Below are 19,956 nucleotides of genomic sequence, written 5' to 3' on the forward strand. Positions count from 1 at the left end.
CATGCCTTCCCACACCTTCACGGTCAACGGCGAGAAGGTCACCGTCGACGTCGAGGACGACGTCCGGGTCCTGTGGGTCCTGCGCGACCTGCTCGGGGTGACCGGCCCGAAGTACGGCTGCGGGATCAACGTCTGCAAGGCGTGCACGAGCCACATCAACGGCAAGGCGTTCAACCCGTGCTCGGTCCCCGTCGGGGCGATCTCGGAGTCCGACGAGATCACCACGATCGAGGGGATCTCCGACGGCGAGAAGCTGCACCCGATGCAGCAGGCCTGGATCGACAACGACGTCGCGCAGTGCGGCTACTGCCAGCCCGGCCAGATCATGGCGGCGATCGACCTGGTCAAGCGCTGCTCGGCCGAGGGCCGCTCGATCGACGACGACGCCCTGGACGAGATCCGCAACATCTGCCGGTGCGGCACCTACAACCGCATCCGGAAGGCCATCAAGGCCGGCGCCGACAACATGTGACGCCGGTGCGGCGTGCTCCGTACGCCGTACCGAACTGGGCCGTTAGTGTGAACGGCCTGCTCCCCAACCGAAGGACGGATTCGATGAAGAACCGGATGCGCCGCTCGCTGATCGCCGTCGGCGCCCTCGGCGCCGTGGCGTTCCCGCTGGCCGGCATGGCCGCGGCCGACGAGGACCGCGACCACGGCTACCCGAGCACCCAGAGCCCGACGCAGGGCCTCGACGCCGTGCTCGAGACCTCCGACACGTTCGGCTACAGCTTCCTCGACGCGGCCGACACCTTCTCGCCGAGCAACCGGCCGGACGGCGTCAACGGCACCGACACCGAGTTCCCGCAGGCGGACCCCCGCTTCGTCGAGGGCCCGGTCGGTGGGCTGCTGGTGAACGGCCCGTTCGAGTAGGGGACCGACCACGACGACGGCGGGGCCGGCATCCTCCAGGGGTGCCGGCCCCGCCGTCGTGTGTACGGGGTCAGCCGTGCAGGACCTTGAGGCCGGCGACCCCGCCGACGATCGCGAGCAGGCACAGCAGCCGCGCGGTCGTCGCCGGTTCGCCGAGCACGGCCATGCCGTAGAGCGCCGTGCCGACCGCGCCGATGCCGACCCACACCGCGTACGCGGTCCCGACGGGCAGCTCGCGCAGGGCCAGCGCCAGGCCGCCCATGCTCAGCGCGAGCGCACCGACGAACAGGAGCGACGGTCCGAGCCGGGAGAAGCCGCGGCTCTGCGACAGCGCCGCGGCCCAGACGGTCTCCAGGACACCGGACACCACGAGGTAGATCCACGCCATGACGGAGCTCCCTTCCGAGGGCTGCGTCGTCTTGGCGTTCCGGGTACGGCGCGTCTCGTCCGGGGAGCCGCCGGGGGGCGGTCCGCACCCAGGATGCCCGCTCCGGCCGCACCGGGCGAGCGATGGTGACCGGCCTGACCGCCACCGGTCCACACGGGATCCACAGGTCCTCCGGAGCCCCCGCACAGTCCGCCTCGGCAATGTCGGCGTCCGCACCGCTCCGGTGCGCTCCCCCGAGAGAGGACACAGAGATGCGCATGCTCCAGAAGGCGGCCGTGGTCGGCGCGACGGCGATCGGCCTGGTCGGCGCGGGTGTGGGCTCGGCCTGGGCCGGGACCCCGGCGCCGCAGCCGGCCCCGGTGGCCGCGGCCCCGGCGGCGGCGCAGCCCGCCGCGGCCCGCCAGGCCGCGCCGGTCACGGTGGCCGGCACCGTCGTGCGCAACGACGGGCGCACGCTGCAGGTCCGCGACCGGACCGGGAGGGTCACCACGGTGCAGGCCGGGCCGCGCACCGCCGTCACGAAGAACGGGCGGCAGGCCCGGTTCGCCGACGTCACCGCCCGCGACCGCGTGACCGTCACCGCCCAGCGGCAGGGCACCGCGCTCGTCGCGACGCGGGTCGTCGACACCGGGCGCTGAGCGGCCGGGCGCCCCGGCGCGGGGCCGCGGAACGACGGACGCCGGGCCACCCCGTGGGGTGTGCCCGGCGTCCGGCTGGCGGAGGATACGGGATTTGAACCCGTGAGGGATTGCTCCCAACACGCTTTCCAAGCGTGCGCCCTAGGCCACTAGGCGAATCCTCCGCGGAGAAGGCTACGCGACGCCCGGCGTGATCCGTCACCGCCCCCTCGGCGTCGGACGGCGCCGTCCGTGGCACACTGTCCGTGGACCCCGTGCGGCGTCCATCCTGTGAACTCCCCCAGGGCCGGAAGGCAGCAAGGGTCAACAGGCTCTGGCGGGTGCGCGGGGTCCCCTTCTGTCTCCAGCGGGTCCCGAGGGTGTCGGACCCCCTGGGTAGCCTCCTCCCCGTGGCTCTGGCTCTGTACCGCAAGTACCGCCCGGCCAAGCTGGCCGACGTCGTGGGGCAGGAGCACGTCACCGAGCCCCTGGCCACCGCCCTGACCGCGGGGCGGATCAACCACGCGTACCTGTTCTCGGGTCCGCGCGGCTGCGGGAAGACGTCCTCGGCGCGCATCCTCGCGCGGTCGCTGAACTGCGTGGAGGGACCGACGCCGGACCCGTGCGGGGTCTGCCACTCCTGCGTCGCGCTGGCGCCGGAGGGGCCGGGCAACATCGACGTCGTCGAGCTCGACGCGGCGTCGCACGGCGGCGTCGAGGACGCGCGCGAGCTGCGCGACCGGGCGTTCTACGCGCCGGCCGAGTCGCGCTACCGCGTGTTCGTCGTCGACGAGGCGCACATGGTCACCACCCAGGGCTTCAACGCGCTGCTCAAGATCGTGGAGGAGCCGCCGGAGCACCTGGTCTTCGTCTTCGCGACGACCGAGCCGGAGAAGGTCCTGCCGACGATCCGGTCGCGGACCCACCACTACCCGTTCCGCCTGATCCCGCCGGGCACCATGCGCGCGCTGCTGGAGAAGATCTGCGGCGAGGAGCAGGTCACGGTCGCGCCGCCGGTGTTCCCGCTGGTCATCCGCGCGGGCGGCGGCTCGGCCCGGGACACGCTGTCGGTGCTGGACCAGCTGCTGGCCGGGGCGGGACCGCAGGGCGTCACCTACGAGCGGGCGGTCGCGCTGCTCGGGGTGACCGACTCGGCGCTGATCGACGACACCGTCGACGCGCTCGCCGCGGCCGACGGCGCCGCCGTCTACGGGGCGGTGGACCGGCTGGTCGAGGCCGGGCACGACCCGCGGCGCTTCGCCTCGGACCTGCTGCAGCGCTTCCGTGACGTGATGCTCCTGCAGGCGGTGCCCGACGCCGCCGAGCAGGGCCTCGTCGACGGCGCCGACGACGAGCTGTCCCGGATGGCCGACCAGGCCGCCCGGCTGGGCCCGGCGACCCTGACCCGCTACGGCGAGATCCTGCACCAGGGCCTCGTCGAGATGCGCGGCGCGACGGCGCCGCGGCTGCTGCTGGAGCTGCTCGTCGCGCGGATGCTGCTGCCCGCGGCCACCACCTCCGACGGCGGGCTGCTGGAGCGGCTGGAGCGCATCGAGCGGCGCAACGCGATCGCGGCCGACCCCGCCGACGGCGACGGCGCCCCCGCCAAGCGCTTCGTGCGGCCCAGCGAGCGCACGGGTGCGGAACCGGGCGACGGCGCCGCCGCGCCGACGCCCGACCGCGCCCCTGCGGCGCCGGCCGAGCCCGCCGACCGCGCCCCCGCGGCGCCGGCCGAGCCCGCCGACCGCGCCCCCGCGGCGCCGGCCGAGCCCGCCGACCGCGCCCCCGCGGCGCCGGCCGAGCCCGCCGACCCCGCCCCCACGGCGCCGCGGGCCGAGCCCGCGCGGGCGTCCGCCCCGGAGCCGGCGCAGGCCCCGGTCCGGCCGGTGCACCCCACCGACGAGCCCGCGCCGGACCGGGGAGCGCCGTCGGACGGGGACACCCCGGCCCGCGGCGAGGGGCAGCCGCGTCCCGCGGAACGCGCTCCCGCGGCGGACACCTCCGCCGACCGTCCCCACCAGCCGGCCCCGCCACGCGACGGCGCCCCGCCCGACGCGGCACCCCCGGAGTCGGCCCGACCTGCCCCGGCCGCGGCCTCGCTGGACGCCACCGCGGTCCGGCGGGTCTGGCCGGAGATCCTCGCCGCCGTCCGGCAGCGGAGCCGCAGCACCGAGGCGCTGCTGGTCAACGCCACCGTCCGGGCCGTCGACGGCGACACCCTCGTCCTCGCGATCGGCGCACCCCCGCTGGCCCGGCGGCTGTCCGAGCAGCGCAACACCGACGTCATCAGCGAGGCCCTGCGCGCGGTGCTCGGCGTCCAGTGGCGCGTCACCTGCGACACCGGCGAGGCGGGGGGAGCCCGCCGGGCGGCCCCGGAGAAGCCGCAGCGCACGGTGCCGCAGCGGCCCTCGCAGCGCGACGCCCCGCAGCGCGAGCAGGCCGGGCGGCCGCAGCGCCGTCCCGCGGGCCCCGACTCCGACGTCCCGCTGCCGCCCGAGCCGCCGCCGGACGACGCGCCGCCGGACCCTCGTGACGCCGGACCGCACGGGGGCGACGGTCACGGCGCACGACCCGCCCCGCGCAACGAGGCCGACGAGGAGGAGGCGATGCTCGCCGAGGCCGCCGCCGAGTCGGCGTCGCCCGGCGCGCGCCGCGACCCCGAGGCCGCCGCGCTGGAGATCCTCACGACCCATCTCGGGGCCCGCACGATCGACCCGCGCTGAGCCCGGGTGGCGCCGACCGGGCCCGGTCAGCGCCCCAGCCGGGCCAGGACCGCGGCCGCGACCGCCGCCGCGATCCGGTCCCGCCCGGCCGCGTCGCGCAGGACGGCGGCGTCACCGGCGTTGCGCATGTTCCCGGCCTCCACCAGCGCCGTCGGGACGGTCGAGGAGTTCAGGCCGGCGAGGTCGTCGCGGCCGTCCAGCCCGTCGCGGCCGATGTAGCCGGCCGTGGCGAACCCGGCGGCCCGCAGCGCGTCGCGCAGCCCGGTGGCCAGCCGCAGCGACTCCGGCCCGGTCCCGTGCACGGCCGGCTCGGCGTAGGCGACGTGGAACCCGTGGGCCGCGGCGGCCGCGCCGTCGGCGTGCAGCGACACGGCCAGCGCGGCGCCGGCCCGGCCGCCCGCCGCCCCGCGCACGTCGACGCAGGGGCCGACGCCGTCGTCGTCGGGGCGGGTGAGCACCACCCGCACACCGGCGGCCTCCAGCCGGGCCCGGACGCGCCCGGCCAGGTCCCAGGTGAACGCGTGCTCGGCGTAGCCGTCGTCGGTGGAGGTGCCGGTGGTGTTGCACGGTTTGGTGCCGCCGCGGCCGTCGGGGACCTGCCGGTTCACCGCGGCCGGGTGGGTCGCGTTCCCGCCGTTGTGGCCCGGGTCGAGCAGCACGACGGGCGCCGGTCCCGCGGCCACCGGGCGGGTCGTCGCGGCCGGCTCCGGCGTCGCCGCGACGGCGGAGCGCGCCGTCGCCGGCGGCGCGGCGCAGCCCGCGCAGAGCAGCGCCGCGACCACCAGGACGGGCACGACGGGCGGCGCGGCGAGGGCAGCGGAACGGATCAGGGCGCGCACGGTCGGTCAGCCTGACACGTCTACGCTGAGGACGGACACGTCCGCGCCGGCCGCGCCGGGGAAGCCCCCCGATCGCGCGAGCCGGACCCGACAGCGAGGGGTACGCGTGCAACCCGGTCAGCCCGACATGCAGATGATCCTGCAGCAGGCCCAGAAGATGCAGCAGCAGCTCCAGCAGGCGCAGGCCGAGCTCGCGACGGCCGAGGTCACCGGCCAGGCCGGGAACGGGCTGGTCGAGGTCACGGTGACCGCGGGCCTGGAGCCGCGCTCGGTGCGGATCGACCCGAAGGTCGTCGACCCGGACGACGTCGAGACCCTGCAGGACCTCGTCGCGGGCGCGCTCGCCGACGCCGTCCGGCGCGCGCAGCAGCTGCAGCAGGAGAAGATGGGCCCGCTCGCGGGCGGTCTCGACATGGGCGGCCTGGGCCTCCCGGGCGCCTGAGGTGTTCGAGGGACCGGTCCAGGACCTGATCGACGAGCTGGGGCGGCTGCCCGGGGTCGGTCCGAAGAGCGCCCAGCGCATCGCGTTCCACCTGCTCGCCGCGGACCCGGCCGACATCAACCGGCTCCAGGAGGTCCTGCAGACGGTCAAACAGGGCGTCGCGTTCTGCGAGGTGTGCGGCAACGTCTCGGCCGAGACGCGGTGCCGCTACTGCTCCGACGCCCGCCGCGACCCCACGGTGGTCTGCGTCGTCGAGGAGCCGAAGGACGTCCTGGCCGTCGAGCGGACCCGCGAGTTCAAGGGTCGCTACCACGTGCTCGGCGGCGCGCTGGACCCGCTGGCCGGGATCGGCCCGGACGGGCTGCGGATCCGCGAGCTGCTCGCCCGGCTCGGTGGCACCGGGCCGGCGTCGGACGAGACCGCGATCGCCGAGGTCATCATCGCGACCGACCCGAACACCGAGGGCGAGGCGACCGCGACCTACCTGGTCCGGCTGCTGCGCGACTTCCCGGGGCTGACGGTCACCCGGCTCGCGTCGGGTCTGCCGATGGGCGGCGACCTCGAGTTCGCCGACGAGATGACCCTCGGCCGCGCGCTCGCCGGCCGCCGGGCCCTCTGACCGGCCCCGCGACGACGAACGGCCGGCCCGCCGGGCGGTGACGCCCCGGTCGTGGCCGGCCTGCGGCGCAGCAACCCCCCGCCGCTGCGCCGTGCTTCCTCCCCGGTGGACCGGGGTCGTGCCGGACCCGGACCTAGTCCGAGTCCTCGTCGCCCCATGCGTCCACGCGGTGCGACCTGCCGTGGAGCTGTCGCTGCTTGCGCTCCCACTCCCGGCGTCGGTGCTCGGCGATCCTGCGCCACGAGTCGGTGCGCCGGTGGTCGGTCACCCCGATCACGATCGCCGTCACGACGAGCACGGCCAGCCCGGCGAGCACGGTCGCCACCAGCGTGATCACGGCGACCACCGCCCGGTACGGGCGCGCTCGTACGTGCCGGAGTGCGGCACCTGCGTCCTGCGGATCATCTCGTTCTCCTCTCCGTCGTCGTCGTCGGTCACGGCACCGGACGTCCCGTTCGGGTGTGCCGTGCGTCACGTCCGGGTGAGTCCAGGATGCACCACGACGCGCCGCTGTGCAATTGCAGAAGGCGGTAATTGCACCGTCGGTAGAGTGCACGGCGGGGGAACGCGGGACGGAGGAGCGATGGAGCAGGAGCCGACCGGCGCGCGACGACGGCTGGGCGCCGAGCTGCGCCGGCTGCGCGTCAACGCCGGGCTCAAGCTGGAGGACGCCGCGCGCGGGCTGGGCTGCTCGACGTCGAAGATCAGCCGGCTGGAGAACGGCAAGGGCGTGCCGCGCCCGGCCGAGGTGACCGCGCTGGTCGCCGTCTACGGCGGTGCGTCCGGGGCCGAGGCCGAGATGCTGGACCGGCTGGTGGCCGAGAGCCGCACGCGCGGCTGGTGGGAGCCGTTCACCGAGGGGCTGCGCAGCGACCCGCACTTCCTGCCCGCGCCCGGTCGCTACGCCGCCGTCGAGACCGACGCGACGGCCGTCGCCGCGTTCGACCTGACCGTGCTGCACGGCCTGCTCCAGACCGCCGACTACGCCCGCGCCGCGCTGCGCGCCCGGCTGCCCGACCGGCCCGACCGTGAGATCGACCAGCTCGTCGACCTGCGGCGACGCCGTCGCGAAGCACTCACCGCGACCCCGCCGCTCGCCCTGGACGCGGTCGTCGACGAGTCGGTACTCGCCCGCGCCACCGGTGGGGCGGGCGTGATGGCCGCGCAGCTGGACCGGCTCCTGGACCTCGCCGGGTCGCCGGGGGTGACCCTGCGGGTGCTGTCGTTCGCGGCCGGGCCGCTGCGGGCGCACGCCGGCCGGTTCGCGATCCTGACGGTGCCGCCCGAGCTGGGGCCCGACGTCGTGCACACCGAGGGGCACGCGGGCGAGACGTTCCTGGAGTCCGGGCCGGACGTCGCCACCTACCGCGCGGTGTTCGACGAGGTCCGGGCCGCGGCGCTGGACCGGGACGGCTCGCTCGACGCCGTCGTCCGGTACCGGGACGCGCACCGCGCCGCCGTCACCGGCGGTTCACATGAACGGCACGCGCGTACCACTTCGTAGCCCGATCGTGACGCAAGGGTCTACCGGTAGGTAACAGGTCGCTATAGGTTTCCCCCTCACCGGGTGCCGCCGCGCAAACATCGCGGCGGCGCCGTTCTGCGACGAGGGAGAACGGATGCGTGCCAGACGGTGGATCACGGCGGTGACGGCGGGGCTGCTCGCCGTGACCATGACGGCCTGCGCGACCTCGGAACGAGGTGGTTCCGGCAACGGTGAGGCGGGCGGGACGTTCGTCTTCGGTGCGGCCGGTGCCCCGAAGAACTTCGACCCGATCTTCAACGACGACGGCGAGAGCTTCCGCCCCGCCCGGCAGATGTTCGACACGCTGATCACCTACAAGCCGGGCACCACCGAGCTCGAGCCGGGCCTGGCCACCAAGTGGGAGTCCAGCCCGGACGGCAAGACCTGGACGTTCACCCTCCGCGAGGGCGTCACCTTCCACGACGGCACGCCGTTCGACGCCTCCGCCGTCTGCGCGAACTTCGACCGCTGGTTCGCCATGAAGGGCGCCGCCGCCCAGAGCCAGATGATCTACTACGGCGACGTCTTCGGCGGCTTCGCGAAGAACGAGGGCGACGCGTCGGGCTCCCCGATCTACAAGTCCTGCACGGCGCAGAACCCGACCACCGCGGTCCTGTCGCTCAACCAGTTCAAGGGCGCGTTCCCGGCCGCGTTCGGCCTGACCTCGTTCTCGATCTCCAGCCCGGCCGCGCTGAAGCAGTACGACGCCGACGCCGTCTCCCAGAGCGGGGACTCCTTCACCTACCCCGCCTACGCCAACGAGCACCCGACCGGCACCGGGCCGTTCAAGTTCGAGAGCTTCGACAAGGCGAACAACACGATCACCCTGGTCCGCAACGACCAGTACTGGGGCGAGAAGGCCAAGCTCGACCGGCTCATCTTCAAGATCATCCCGGATGAGAACGCGCGGAAGCAGGAGCTCGCCGCCGGCACCATCGACGGCTACGACTACCCGTCCCCGGCGGACTACCAGACCCTGAAGGACCAGGGCGACCAGGTGCTGATCCGCCAGCCGTTCTCGCTGCTCTACGTCGGCTTCAACACCAAGAACAACCCGAAGCTGAAGGACCTCCGCGTCCGCCAGGCCATCGCCTACGCCATCGACCGCGAGTCGCTGGTCCGCACCAAGATGCCCGAGGGCTCCGCGGTGGCGAAGGAGTTCGTGCCGCCGACGGTCGCGGGCTACGCCGACGACGTCACCCAGTACCCGTACGACCCGGCGAAGGCCAAGCAGCTGCTCGCCGCGGCCGGGGCGACGAACCTGACGCTGAACTTCTACTACCCGACCGAGGTCACCCGGCCCTACATGCCGAACCCGGCCGACCTGTTCTCCGCGATGTCGGCGAACCTGCAGGCCGTCGGCATCACGGTCAACCCGGTCGCGCGGCCGTGGAACGGCGGCTACAAGGACGACGTCCAGAAGGCCGGCAAGCACGACATGCACATGCTCGGCTGGACCGGCGACTACAACGACGCCGGCAACTTCGTCGGCACGTTCTTCGGCCGGGAGAAGGCCGAGTTCGGCCCGCAGGACCCGGCGATGTTCGCCGAGCTCGCCAAGGCCGACGCCATCCCGGACCCGGCCGGTCACGCCGCGGCGTACCAGCAGGTGAACAAGGACATCATGGCCAAGTACCTGCCGGCCGTGCCGATCCTGACCACCGGCCCGGCGATCGTCGTCGGCCCGAACGTGCAGGGGCTGGTCCCCTCGCCGCTGACCGACGAGCGCTTCGTCACCGTCAGCAAGAACTGATCCGCACCCGGGCGCCGCGGGGACACACCCCGCGGCGCCCGCGGCGTGTGCCACTCCCACCACAGAGGACACCCACGCATGCTGCGCTTCGTCGCGCGCCGCCTGCTCCAGGTCGTTCCGACGCTGCTGATCCTGTCCGTGCTGTTGTTCGCCTGGCTGCGCTCGCTGCCCGGCGGACCGGCGGGCGCGCTGCTCGGAGACAAGGCGACCCCGGAGTCGATCGCGGCCCTCAACCGGACCCTGGGGCTCGACCAGCCCATCTGGATCCAGTACCTGCGCTATCTCGGCCGGGCCCTGACCGGGGACTTCGGCGCCTCGCTCGTCACCGGTGACCCGGTGCTCACCGAGCTCGCCCGGGCCCTGCCGGGCACCGTCGAGCTGTCGATCTCGGCCCTGGTCATCGCGGTCGCACTCGGCATCCCGCTGGGCTACCTCGCCGCCCGGCACCGCGGCGGGGTCTGGGACAACCTGACCATCGTCGGCACGCTCGTCGGGGTCGCGGTGCCGGTGTTCTTCCTCGGCTACGTGCTCAAGCAGTTCCTCGCCGTCGACCTCGGGCTGTTCCCGCCCTCGGGCCTGCAGACCACCGGTCTCGACGCCACCTCGGTCACCGGGTTCCCCACCCTCGACGGCCTGCTCACCCGCGAGTTCGACGCCAGCTGGGACTCCCTGCTGCACCTGGTGCTGCCCGCCGTCACGCTCGCGACGATCCCGCTCGCGGTGATCGTCCGGATCACCCGGGCCTCGGTGCTCGACGTGCTGGAGTCCGACTTCGTCCGCACCGCCAACGCCAAGGGCCTGGCGCCCGGCACGGTCCGCGGCCGGCACGTGCTGCGCAACGCCCTGCTCCCGGTCTCCACGACGATCGGCCTGCAGACCGGCCTGCTCCTCGCCGGGGCGGTGCTGACCGAGAAGGTGTTCAACCGGCCCGGCATCGGCACCCTGATCGCGCAGGGCATCGAGCGCCGCGACTACCCGCGGCTGCAGGCCGTCGTCCTGCTCGGCGCGCTCATCTACGTGCTGGTGAACCTGCTCGTCGACCTGTCCTACGCCGTGATCGACCCGAGGGTGAGGCTGCGATGAGCGCACCGACCACCTGGGCGCAGCGCCGCCGGGACCGCATCGACGACACCGCGGGCCGCAGCCTGACCGCCGACGCGCTGCGCCGGCTGCGCCGCAGCCCCACCGCGATCGTCGGCGCCGTGATCATCGGGATCTTCGTGCTGGTGTCGGTGTTCGCGCCGCTGCTCGCCCCGCACGACCCGGCCCAGGCCTTCCCGCAGCTGCTCGACCAGCTCCGCCCCGGGTCGATCCCGGGCCCGCAGCCCGGCTTCCCGCTCGGCAGCGACCAGAACGGGCGCGACGAGTTCTCCCGGATGATCCTCGCGTCGCGCCAGACCCTGCTGGTGGGCGTGCTCGCCACCGTGTTCGGGCTGGCCGCGGGCGTCGTCGTCGGCGTGCTGGCCGGGGCGTTCGGCGGGTGGGTCGACACCGTGCTGATGCGCGTCACCGACGTGCTGCTGTCGATCCCGTCGCTGCTGCTCGCGATCTCGGTCGCGGCGCTCGCGGCCCGGCCCAGCCAGACGACGGTCATCATCGCCGTCGCGCTGGTCAACGTGCCGATCTTCGCGCGGCTGCTGCGCGGCTCGATGCTCGCCCAGCGGGAGTCCGACCACGTACTCGCGGCCACCGCGCTCGGCGTGAAGCGACGGGCGGTCGTGCTGCGGCACATGCTCCCCAACGCGATCGGCCCGGTGATCGTGCAGGCCACGCTGACCCTCGCGACGGCGATCCTCGACGCCGCCGCCCTGTCCTTCCTCGGCCTCGGCGACGCCGACCCGGCCCGCGCGGAGTGGGGCCTCATGCTCGCCTCCGCGCAGCCCTACCTCGACGTCCGCCCCGGGCTCGCCGTCTACCCGGCGATCGCGATCATCGTCGTCGCGCTCGGGTTCACGCTGCTCGGCGAGTCGCTGCGCGAGGCCCTCGACCCGAAGGGGCGCCGATGACACCGCTGCTCTCGGTCCAGGACCTCACGGTCCGCTTCGTCCGCAAGGGCGAGGCCGACATCGTCGCCGTCGACGGAGTCTCCTTCGACGTCGGGCCGGGCGAGATCGTCGGGCTGGTCGGCGAGTCCGGCTGCGGCAAGTCCGTCACCTCGCTGGCGATCATGGGGCTGCTGCCCGGCCGCACGCCGCGCGTCGGCGGGTCGGTGCTGTTCGACGACGGCGCCGCGGCCCCGACCGACCTGCTCACTCTCTCCGACGCCGCGCTGCGCGAGCGGCGCGGTCGCGACATCGGGATGGTGTTCCAGGACCCGCTGTCCTCGCTCAACCCGGTCGTCCCGGTCGGCGTGCAGATCACCGAGGCCCTCACCCGCCACCGCGGGATGGGCAAGGACGAGGCCCGCACCGAGGCCGTCACGCTGCTGGAACGGGTCGGCATCCCCGACCCGGCCCGGCGGGTGACGGCCTACCCGCACCAGATGTCGGGCGGGATGCGCCAGCGCGCGCTCATCGCGATCGCGCTGGCCTGCCGGCCGAGGCTCCTCATCGCCGACGAGCCGACCACCGCGCTCGACGTGACGATCCAGGCCCAGATCCTGGAGCTGCTGCGCGAACTCGTCGCCGAGACGGGAACGGCCCTGATCATGATCACGCACGACCTCGGCGTCGTCGCGGGGCTGTGCGACCGGGTCAACGTGCTCTACGGCGGCCGCGTCGTGGAGCGGGCGGACCGGCACGCGCTGTTCGCGTCGCCGCGCCACCCGTACACGTCCGGGCTGATCGGGTCGATCCCGCGGCTGGACTCCGACCCCGCCGACGAGCTGCCGGCGATCACCGGGTCGGTGTCGGACAACCTGCCGTGGGACCACGCCTGCGCGTTCGCGCCGCGCTGCCCGCGCGCGATCGAGACCTGCACGACGACGACGCCGGTGGCCGAGTCCGGGGCCGACCGGCTGCTGCGCTGTCACAACCCGGTGGGGGCCGCCCGATGAGCACGCTGCTGGAGGTCACCGACCTCGAGGTCCACTTCCCGATCACCCGCGGGGTGCTGGTGCAGCGCACCGTCGGGCACGTCCGGGCCGTCGACGGCGTCTCGCTGCGGATCGAACGCGGCGAGACCTACGGCCTGGTCGGCGAGTCCGGCTGTGGCAAGTCCACGCTGGGCCGCGCGGTCCTGAAGCTCACCGAGCCGACCGGCGGCAGCGTCTCCTTCGACGGCACCGACGTCGCCGCGCTGTCCGGCGAGCCGCTGCGACGCATGCGGCGCCGCTTCCAGATGGTGTTCCAGGACCCGATGTCCAGCCTCGACCCGCGCCAGTCGGTCGGGTCGCTGCTGCGCGAGGGGCTGGCCGCGCACGGCATCGAGGCCGGTCCGGAGCGGCTCACCGAGCTGATGCGGGCGGTCGGGCTGCCGGAGTCGGCGCTGCGCCGCTACCCGCACGAGTTCTCCGGCGGCCAGCGCCAGCGCATCGGGATCGCCCGTGCGCTGTGCGTGGAGCCGGACCTCGTCGTCGCCGACGAGCCGGTCTCCGCGCTCGACGTGTCGGTGCAGGCGCAGGTGCTGAACCTGCTGCGCTCGCTGCAGCGCGAGCTCGGCCTGACCTACCTGGTCATCGCGCACGACCTGGCGGTCGTGCGGCACGTCTCGGACCGGGTCGGGGTGATGTACCTGGGGTCGATCGTGGAGGAGGCGCCGGCCCAGGCGCTCTACGACGGCCCGCTGCACCCCTACACCCGGGCGCTGCTCTCGGCGGTGCCGCAGCCGGATCCGGCCGTGGAGGACACCCGCGAGCGGATCCTGCTGACCGGCGACCTGCCGTCGCCGGCGGCGCCGCCGTCGGGGTGCCGGTTCCACACCCGCTGCCCCTGGCGGCAGGACGACCGCTGCGCCTCCGAGCGCCCGCAGCTGCGCGAGCTCGACGGCGGCACCCCCGGCCACCGCGTGGCCTGCCACCACGCCGAGGCGATCCGCGACGGCCGGATCACCCCGCACGAGGTGAGCGTCGAGGAGGCCGAGGCCGCCGTCGGACCGAGCAGCGGGCCGGACGTCCCCGGCCAGCAGATCACCCTCGGCGACGCGATCGGGCGCTGAGCCTCGCCCCCGAGCCGCCCGAGCCGCCCGAGCCGCCCCGCCGCGCCCCTCGGAGCGCCCCGCCGGGGCGCTCCGAGGGGCACCCTCGTAGCGCTCTAAGCCACGAGAGTGCCCCTGGGAGCAGGCGGCGCGGGGTGCGAGGCCTCAGCGCAGGGCGCGGTTGACGGCGCTGACGACGCCCTTGAGGCTGGCGCTGGTGATCGAGCTGTCGATCCCGACGCCCCAGAACACCTTCTCCTCGACGGCGCACTCGACGTAGGCCGCGGCGCGCGCGTCGTCCCCGCCGCCCATCGCGTGCTCGTGGTAGTCGAGCACGCGGACGTCGAACCCGATCCCGGCCAGCGCGTCGACGAACGCGGCGATCGGCCCGTTGCCCGAGCCGGAGATCTCGTGCAGGTCGGACTCCACCCGCACGGTCGCGACGATCTCGTCGCGGCCCTCGCCGTCGCTGGTCACCCGGTGGCGGACCAGCTTGAGCGGGGTCTCGCGCCCCAGGTACTCGACGTCGAAGGCGTCGCGCATGGCCTTCGGCTCGACCTCGCCGCCCTCGGTGTCGGTGAAGGCCTGGATGACGTGGCTGAACTCGATCTGCAGCCGGCGCGGCAGGTCCAGCTGGTGCTCGGTCTTCATGATGTAGGCGATGCCGCCCTTGCCGGACTGGCTGTTGACCCGGATGACGGCCTCGTAGGTGCGGCCGATGTCCTTCGGGTCGACCGGCAGGTACGGCACCTCCCACGTGTGGTCGGCGACCGGGTGCCCGGCCTCGGCGGCGTCGGCCTCCATCGCCGCGAAGCCCTTGTTGATCGCGTCCTGGTGGGAGCCGGAGAACGCGGTGTAGACCAGGTCGCCGCCCCACGGGTGGCGCTCGTGCACCGGCAGCTGGTTGCAGTACTCGACGGTGCGGCGGATCTCGTCGATGTCGGAGAAGTCGATCTGCGGGTCGACGCCCTGGGTGAACATGTTCATGCCCAGGGCGACCAGGTCGACGTTGCCGGTGCGCTCGCCGTTGCCGAACAGGCAGCCCTCGATCCGGTCCGCACCGGCCTGGTAGCCCAGCTCGGCGGCGGCGATCCCGGTGCCGCGGTCGTTGTGCGGGTGCAGCGACAGCACCAGCGCGTCGCGCCGGGCCAGGTTGCGGTGCATCCACTCGATGGAGTCGGCGTAGACGTTCGGCGTCGCCATCTCCACCGTCGCCGGCAGGTTGACGATCATCGGGTGCTCGGGCGTCGGCTGCCAGATCGCGCTCACCGCGTTGGTGATCTCGACGGCGTACTCCAGCTCGGTGCCGGTGTAGGACTCGGGGGAGTACTGGAAGGTCCAGTCGGTCGCCGGGTACTTCTCGGCGAACTTCGCGACCTCCTCCGCCCCGTCGGTGGCGATCTTGGTGATGCCGGCGCGGTCGGACCGGAACACGACCCGGCGCTGCAGGATCGAGGTCGAGTTGTAGAGGTGCACGATCGCGGAGTGCGCGCCCTCGCAGGCCTCGAACGTGCGCTGGATCAGCTCCGGGCGGGCCTGGGTCAGGACCTGGATCTGCACGTCGTCCGGGATCGCGCCCTGCTCGATGATCTCGCGGACGAAGTCGAAGTCGGTCTGGCTCGCCGCCGGGAAGCCGACCTCGATCTGCTTGTAGCCCATGCGTACCAGCAGGTCGAACATGCGCCGCTTGCGCAGCGGGCTCATCGGGTCGATCAGGGCCTGGTTGCCGTCGCGCAGGTCCACCGCGCACCACAGCGGCGCGGACGTGATGACTTTGTCCGGCCAGGTGCGGTCGGGCAGCGACACCGGCTCGACCAGCTGATGGAAGGGCTTGTAGCGGTGGACCGGCATCTGCGAGCCGCGCTGGCGGTTCCAGGCGGGCTGGCCGGCGTGCGGCGCACCGTCCGGGGTGTGGACGTTGCTGCGGGCGCGGGCCTCGTAGGCGTCGGGCGAGGTGGTCACGGGGGGTGCTCCTGGGTGTCGGGCGGTCGTATCGACCGGCGGACACGCGAAACCCCGCGACGAGGGGCCGGTCGGTTCAGACCCCGCCGCGGCGGCGAAGGAGCAGGCGCGCCATGCCCCTACCGTAGACCCGAACCCCCGTTGCACGGCAACCCGGTGTGTCCGGGTCACAACGAAGTGATCACAACCGTTGCGCTCCGCCCTCGTTGTCGAGGCAGTGGGGACTCCGTGGTGCGATCATGGCGCCGGTCCGTGACAAAGGGGTGGAACGATGGCGGCAACCGTGGGCACGACCGTGCGGCAGGGCGTGGGCATCATCGCGACGATCGTGCGGATCATCGGCCTGGTGATCGTGGCCATCCTGGTCGCGCACATCGTGCTGACCCTGCTCGACGCCAACCCGGCCAACTTCCTGACCGAGTTCGTCTCGTCCTGGGCCGCCCAGCTGAACCTCGGGCTCGGTGACCTGTTCACCCCCGCCCAGCCGAAGATGGCGGTGACGCTGAACTACGGCGTCGCCGCGATCCTCTGGCTGGTCATCACCACCGTCGTGGTCAGGCTGCTGCGCCGCGTCTGAGTACCGTCCGCTCCGCCAGCCGGGCCAGCGCCTGCGGGAAGATCCCGGCCGGCGGCGTGACGAGCCCGGCCCCGACCTGCCCGACGCCGGCGACGCGGCCCGCCATCCCCGTGTTGATCTGCGGGAGGATGCCCGTCCGGCAGACCCGCGTGACGTCGATGCCGCTCGGGACGCCGGCGAACTCGAGGACCGGCACCGTCCAGCGCCGGCTCTCCCCGAGCGTGATCTCACGCATCCGGCGGGTGGTCGCGAGCGCGTCCGGGACGGTGCCGCCGACGAACCGCACGATCGCCGGGGCGGTGGCCATCGCGAAGCCCCCGATCCCGGCCGTCTCGGTGATCGCCGAGTCGCCGATGTCGGGGTTGGCGTCGTCCGGGCCGTAGTCGCCGAGGAACAGGCCGTCGGCCAGCTGGGCCGGGCCGGTGAACCACTCGTCGCCGGTACCGGAGACCTGGATCCCGAAGTCGGTCCCGTTGCGCGCCATCGCCACGACCATCGTCGAGCCCTCGACGTCCCGTGCGGCGTCCAGGGCCAGCTTGCAGGCGGGCATGGCGAGGTTGAGGAAGAAGTGGTCGTTGCCGCCGACGAAGCGCAGCGCGGCCGCGACGTCGCTGCTCGGCACGCCCGCGGCGGCGGCCGTCGCGACGAGATCCGGGCCCAGGTCGCGCAGCAGCATGAGGGTCCCGGCCCGGTTGCGGTTGTGCGCCTCGTCGCCCATCTGCAGCATCTGGGTGAGCACCCCGGTCACGTCGACCGGCTCGCCCGCGTCCCGCCGGGCCCGGACGGCGCCGCGCAGCAGCGGGCCGAGCACGTCGCCCATCCAGCGCAGCCGCTCGATCACCTCGGGGCCGTACGCGCCGTAGCGCAGGACCTTGCCGAGCCCCTCGTTGAGCGAGCAGCACGTCCGGCGCCCGGTGGCCGCGTCCTCGATCACGAACATCCACATGCCCGGTGTGACGACACCGGCCATCGGTCCGACCGCCCCGCGGTGGTGGCACGGCTCCAGCGAGACCGCCGAGCCGGACGCGAACAGCGCCACCGCGTCCTCGGGGTCGGTGACCAGGCCCTCCAGCACCGCGCCGCCCATCAGGGCACCGCGCAGCGGTCCGGACGCGCGCTCCCAGGTGATCGGGGGTCCGGCGTGCAGGAACTCGCCGGGGGCGAGCCCGAGGACCTCCGAGGCCGGCGCCACGTCGACGAGCGTCGCGGTGACGTCGAGCATCGCGGCCAGCGCGCGCTCGTTCGCCGCCCGGCGCAGCGGGTCGGTGGCGACGGTCGCGAGGTCGGCCGCGGTGCCGTCCATCGGCGGGCGCCAGTCGACCCGCGTGACCGGGACGGCCTGGTCGGCGGCGGCGTCGGCGAGCAGGTCGGTACCGGTGCTCACCAGCGGGGGGACGGTCATCGGGCGGCTCCGATCGTCGCGTCGGCGGGGAGGAGTGCGAGTGCCCGCCGGGTGGCACGGGCGTGCGAGAGGTGGACCTCGGCGCCGGCGGCGACCAGCGCGTCGATCTGGGCGGTCAGGCCCTGCGGGTCGGCGGCGGTCCCGACGACCGAGACCACCACCGGCGTCCGGGCGCCGGTGATCGCGGGGGCCAGGACCGCGGCCGGGTCCGGCTCGGCGCCGTGGCCCAGCACCAGGTCGAGCAGGACGACGGCGGTCTCCGGGTCGGCCAGCGCCGCGGCCAGGTGCTCCAGGCGCACCGTCGGGTCGATCATCGGGTGGGCGCGGCCGCGGGTCCAGTCGTCGTCGCCGAAGTCGACGAAGGTGTGCCCGGACCCGGCCGCCTCCGCGCCCGCGACCTGCGCGGCCTCGGTCGCGAGCGTGCCGCCGACGAACAGCCCGCGCAGCCGGTGGCCCCCGGCCGCCGGACGCGCGGCGCCGTGCACCGGCCAGTCCGGGACGGGGCGGCCCAGCCGGGCCAGGACGGCCTCGGTCGCCGCGGTCAGGTCGGGCCTGCCCGGTCCCAGCAGGGCGTACTCGACCGGTGTCGCGAGCGACGCGACCACCCCGTCGATCTCCTCGGCGACCTCGGCCGCGGGCGGCTTGGACACCAGCACGATCAGCTCGACGGCCGGGTCGGCGTCGAGGCGCCGCAGGGCCTCCCGGGTGGCCAGGCCGCCGACCGGCGCGGACAGGTCCCGCCCGCCGACGCCGAGCGCCGTGTGCACGCCGACCCCGGCGTGGTCGAGCAGCGCCATCACCTGCTGGCACCCGGTCCCGGACGCGGCGACGATCCCGACGGGGCCCAGCTCGACGGTGTTCGCGAACCCCAGGCCGAGCCCGCCCAGCACGGCCGTCCCGCAGTCCGGTCCCATCACCAGCAGGGACCGCTCCGCGGCGGCCCGCTTGAGCGCCACCTCCTGCTCCACCGGCACGTTGTCGCTGAAGATCATGACGTCGCTGCCGGCGTCGAGGGCGTCCATCGCCTCGACGGTGGCGTGCGGGCCCGGCACCGAGACGAGCACGACCGAGCCCGGTGCCCGGTCCAGCGCGGTGGCGGTGGTGCGCGGCGGCGCGACCGTGCCGCCCTCCCCGCCGCCCGGCGCGGGGCGGTTCGCCTCGGCCAGCGCCCGGTCGACGCCGGCCACGGCGGCGGGCAGCGCGTCGTCCCCGGTCAGCCGCAGGGCGACGACCAGGTCGTTCGCGCCGGTGCCGGCCGGGACGGCGAACCCCATGCCGGTCAGCACGTCGACGTTGAGCGGCGTCGCCATGGCGACCTGCGCGGCGACCACCCCGTCGAGCTGCTGGGCGGTCCGGCTGACCCGGAGCAGGGTGACCGAGTCGGCGTAGGCGCCGGGCCGTACCTCGACGTGTGTCGTCGTCATGCGGCGACTCCTTCGGTGTGCAGGGCGGACAGGGCGAGCGCGGCGCCGTGCAGCATCGCGGCGCCGGAGGTGTGCCCGACGGCGGCGAGCGCGGCGGCCGCGGCCGGCTCGGCCGGCGTGCCGAGCGCGGTGACCAGCGCCGCGAACTGCGGCACCACCTCACCGCGCAGGGCGCACCGCAGGAGCTCGGCGGACAGCAGCGTGGTGCGGTGCAGGTGGGCCCGGACGGCGGCGTCGACCTCCGGGGTGGGCGCGGCGGCGGACCGGTGCAGGGCGAGCCAGCCGCAGAGGACGTCGTCGCCGAGCGGGGTCAGGCCCTCGCCGCGCCCGACGAGCCCGGCGACGGCGCCGGGGGTCACCGCGGGCGGCAGGCCGGGGGCCGGCCGGAGCCCGGAGCGGGGCAGCGGGGAGCGGGCGGGGACCCGGGTGTCGACGAGCCGCCGGACGGCGACCGGCTCGTCGTCGAGGTGCAGGGTCCCGCCGCGCACGGCGGCGGTGCCGACGTCGAGTGCCGGGATCCCCGACCGGAGGCCGCAGGGCACCGGCACCGCGTGGGCGCCGAGGACACCGACACACCCCTCGCGGCCGTCGTCGTCGCGGACGGCGAGGTAGACGGCGTCGGGCCCGCGGTGCACGACCGGGACCGGGCCGTCCGTGACCCGCCGCAGCAGGTCCCGGACCCGGACGGGTGCGCTGACTCCGATCACGGATCCGAAACTAGCCTGGGCAGCCGCGCCG

At 74.5% G+C, this 19,956-nt stretch carries 20 protein-coding genes, 1 tRNA gene, 1 other RNA gene and 1 riboswitch; of the genes, 14 read left to right on the forward strand and 8 right to left on the reverse strand.

From position 1 onward, the window contains the following. Window position 1 precedes the first annotated feature (1 nt). A complete protein-coding gene (locus tag WJX68_RS08220) occupies window positions 2-472 on the forward strand; it encodes a (2Fe-2S)-binding protein (RefSeq protein WP_340287645.1) in 471 nt (156 codons plus the stop codon). An 83-nt stretch (window positions 473-555) separates the two neighbouring features. After that, complete coding sequence (locus tag WJX68_RS08225) at window positions 556-873, forward strand: hypothetical protein (protein ID WP_340287647.1); 318 nt, start codon at window positions 556-558, stop codon at window positions 871-873. A 70-nt stretch (window positions 874-943) separates the two neighbouring features. Here WJX68_RS08225 and WJX68_RS08230 read toward each other — a convergent pair whose 3' ends face one another. Continuing rightward, window positions 944-1,261: a DMT family transporter gene (locus WJX68_RS08230; RefSeq protein WP_340287649.1), complete on the reverse strand. Its 318-nt coding sequence runs from the start codon at window positions 1,259-1,261 to the stop codon at window positions 944-946. Between the two features lie 20 nt (window positions 1,262-1,281). Next, a riboswitch (guanidine-III (ykkC-III) riboswitch) is annotated at window positions 1,282-1,347 on the reverse strand. A 165-nt stretch (window positions 1,348-1,512) separates the two neighbouring features. Here WJX68_RS08230 and WJX68_RS08235 point away from each other — a divergent pair. Next, a complete protein-coding gene (locus tag WJX68_RS08235; protein ID WP_340287651.1) occupies window positions 1,513-1,899 on the forward strand; it encodes a hypothetical protein in 387 nt (128 codons plus the stop codon). Between the two features lie 76 nt (window positions 1,900-1,975). On the opposite strand, the gene WJX68_RS08240 is transcribed toward WJX68_RS08235, so the two are convergent. Continuing rightward, a tRNA-Ser gene (locus WJX68_RS08240) sits at window positions 1,976-2,063 on the reverse strand. A gap of 80 nt (window positions 2,064-2,143) precedes the next feature. Between WJX68_RS08240 and ffs the strand changes: the two genes are divergently transcribed. Beyond that, window positions 2,144-2,238, forward strand: an RNA gene (ffs, locus tag WJX68_RS08245) — signal recognition particle sRNA small type. A 50-nt stretch (window positions 2,239-2,288) separates the two neighbouring features. Further along, complete coding sequence (locus WJX68_RS08250) at window positions 2,289-4,601, forward strand: DNA polymerase III subunit gamma and tau (protein WP_340287653.1); 2,313 nt, start codon at window positions 2,289-2,291, stop codon at window positions 4,599-4,601. Window positions 4,602-4,627: 26 nt separating this feature from the next. Here WJX68_RS08250 and WJX68_RS08255 read toward each other — a convergent pair whose 3' ends face one another. Further along, the gene (locus WJX68_RS08255; RefSeq protein WP_340287655.1) at window positions 4,628-5,440 is read right to left on the reverse strand and encodes an N-acetylmuramoyl-L-alanine amidase; all 813 of its coding nucleotides are present in this window, start codon (window positions 5,438-5,440) and stop codon (window positions 4,628-4,630) included. Window positions 5,441-5,567: 127 nt separating this feature from the next. On the opposite strand from WJX68_RS08255, the gene WJX68_RS08260 reads away from it, so the two are divergent. Next, window positions 5,568-5,882, forward strand: coding sequence for a YbaB/EbfC family nucleoid-associated protein (locus WJX68_RS08260; RefSeq protein WP_340287801.1), 315 nt, complete (start codon window positions 5,568-5,570; stop codon window positions 5,880-5,882). Window position 5,883: 1 nt separating this feature from the next. Next, window positions 5,884-6,501: a recombination mediator RecR gene (gene recR / locus WJX68_RS08265; protein WP_340287657.1), complete on the forward strand. Its 618-nt coding sequence runs from the start codon at window positions 5,884-5,886 to the stop codon at window positions 6,499-6,501. A 133-nt stretch (window positions 6,502-6,634) separates the two neighbouring features. On the opposite strand, the gene WJX68_RS08270 is transcribed toward recR, so the two are convergent. Next, a complete protein-coding gene (locus WJX68_RS08270; RefSeq protein ID WP_340287659.1) occupies window positions 6,635-6,838 on the reverse strand; it encodes a hypothetical protein in 204 nt (67 codons plus the stop codon). Window positions 6,839-7,084: 246 nt separating this feature from the next. Here WJX68_RS08270 and WJX68_RS08275 point away from each other — a divergent pair, with 246 nt between their 5' ends. The 6 genes from WJX68_RS08275 (at window position 7,085) to WJX68_RS08300 (ending at window position 13,874) form a co-directional block, all read left to right on the forward strand. After that, on the forward strand, window positions 7,085-8,005 hold the full coding sequence (locus tag WJX68_RS08275; protein ID WP_340287661.1) for a helix-turn-helix domain-containing protein: 921 nt from the start codon (window positions 7,085-7,087) through the stop codon (window positions 8,003-8,005). A gap of 115 nt (window positions 8,006-8,120) precedes the next feature. After that, window positions 8,121-9,779 carry an ABC transporter substrate-binding protein gene (locus tag WJX68_RS08280; RefSeq protein ID WP_340287663.1) on the forward strand — a complete coding sequence of 553 codons (1,659 nt, stop codon included), beginning with the start codon at window positions 8,121-8,123 and terminating at the stop codon, window positions 9,777-9,779. Window positions 9,780-9,857: 78 nt separating this feature from the next. Continuing rightward, window positions 9,858-10,862 (forward strand): ABC transporter permease, encoded by a 1,005-nt coding sequence (locus tag WJX68_RS08285; protein ID WP_340287665.1) that lies wholly within the window; start codon window positions 9,858-9,860, stop codon window positions 10,860-10,862. Next, complete coding sequence (locus WJX68_RS08290) at window positions 10,859-11,785, forward strand: ABC transporter permease (protein ID WP_340287667.1); 927 nt, start codon at window positions 10,859-10,861, stop codon at window positions 11,783-11,785. The genes WJX68_RS08285 and WJX68_RS08290 overlap by 4 nt, the downstream gene beginning before the upstream one ends. Beyond that, the gene (locus WJX68_RS08295; RefSeq protein WP_340287668.1) at window positions 11,782-12,774 is read left to right on the forward strand and encodes an ABC transporter ATP-binding protein; all 993 of its coding nucleotides are present in this window, start codon (window positions 11,782-11,784) and stop codon (window positions 12,772-12,774) included. The genes WJX68_RS08290 and WJX68_RS08295 overlap by 4 nt, the downstream gene beginning before the upstream one ends. Further along, a complete protein-coding gene (locus tag WJX68_RS08300) occupies window positions 12,771-13,874 on the forward strand; it encodes an ABC transporter ATP-binding protein (RefSeq protein WP_340287670.1) in 1,104 nt (367 codons plus the stop codon). The genes WJX68_RS08295 and WJX68_RS08300 overlap by 4 nt, the downstream gene beginning before the upstream one ends. 144 nt (window positions 13,875-14,018) lie before the next feature. Here WJX68_RS08300 and leuA read toward each other — a convergent pair whose 3' ends face one another. After that, entirely contained in the window at window positions 14,019-15,815 is a 1,797-nt protein-coding gene (gene leuA, locus WJX68_RS08305) for a 2-isopropylmalate synthase (RefSeq protein ID WP_340287672.1), read from the reverse strand. A 271-nt stretch (window positions 15,816-16,086) separates the two neighbouring features. On the opposite strand from leuA, the gene WJX68_RS08310 reads away from it, so the two are divergent. Beyond that, window positions 16,087-16,392 carry a hypothetical protein gene (locus WJX68_RS08310; RefSeq protein ID WP_340287674.1) on the forward strand — a complete coding sequence of 102 codons (306 nt, stop codon included), beginning with the start codon at window positions 16,087-16,089 and terminating at the stop codon, window positions 16,390-16,392. Here WJX68_RS08310 and WJX68_RS08315 read toward each other — a convergent pair. The 3 genes from WJX68_RS08315 to WJX68_RS08325 are packed head-to-tail and all read right to left on the reverse strand — an operon-like array spanning window position 16,370 to window position 19,925. Beyond that, window positions 16,370-17,776 carry a YlbE family protein gene (locus WJX68_RS08315; protein ID WP_340287676.1) on the reverse strand — a complete coding sequence of 469 codons (1,407 nt, stop codon included), beginning with the start codon at window positions 17,774-17,776 and terminating at the stop codon, window positions 16,370-16,372. The genes WJX68_RS08310 and WJX68_RS08315 overlap by 23 nt on opposite strands. Window positions 17,777-17,790: 14 nt before the next feature. Then, window positions 17,791-19,218 carry an FdrA family protein gene (locus WJX68_RS08320; protein ID WP_340287678.1) on the reverse strand — a complete coding sequence of 476 codons (1,428 nt, stop codon included), beginning with the start codon at window positions 19,216-19,218 and terminating at the stop codon, window positions 17,791-17,793. Further along, complete coding sequence (locus tag WJX68_RS08325) at window positions 19,215-19,925, reverse strand: oxamate carbamoyltransferase subunit AllH family protein (RefSeq protein ID WP_340287680.1); 711 nt, start codon at window positions 19,923-19,925, stop codon at window positions 19,215-19,217. Before WJX68_RS08325 ends, WJX68_RS08320 begins: the two co-directional genes overlap by 4 nt. Window positions 19,926-19,956 lie beyond the last annotated feature (31 nt).

Source organism: Pseudonocardia spirodelae, assembly GCF_037727765.1.
Lineage (GTDB): Bacteria > Actinomycetota > Actinomycetes > Mycobacteriales > Pseudonocardiaceae > Pseudonocardia > Pseudonocardia spirodelae.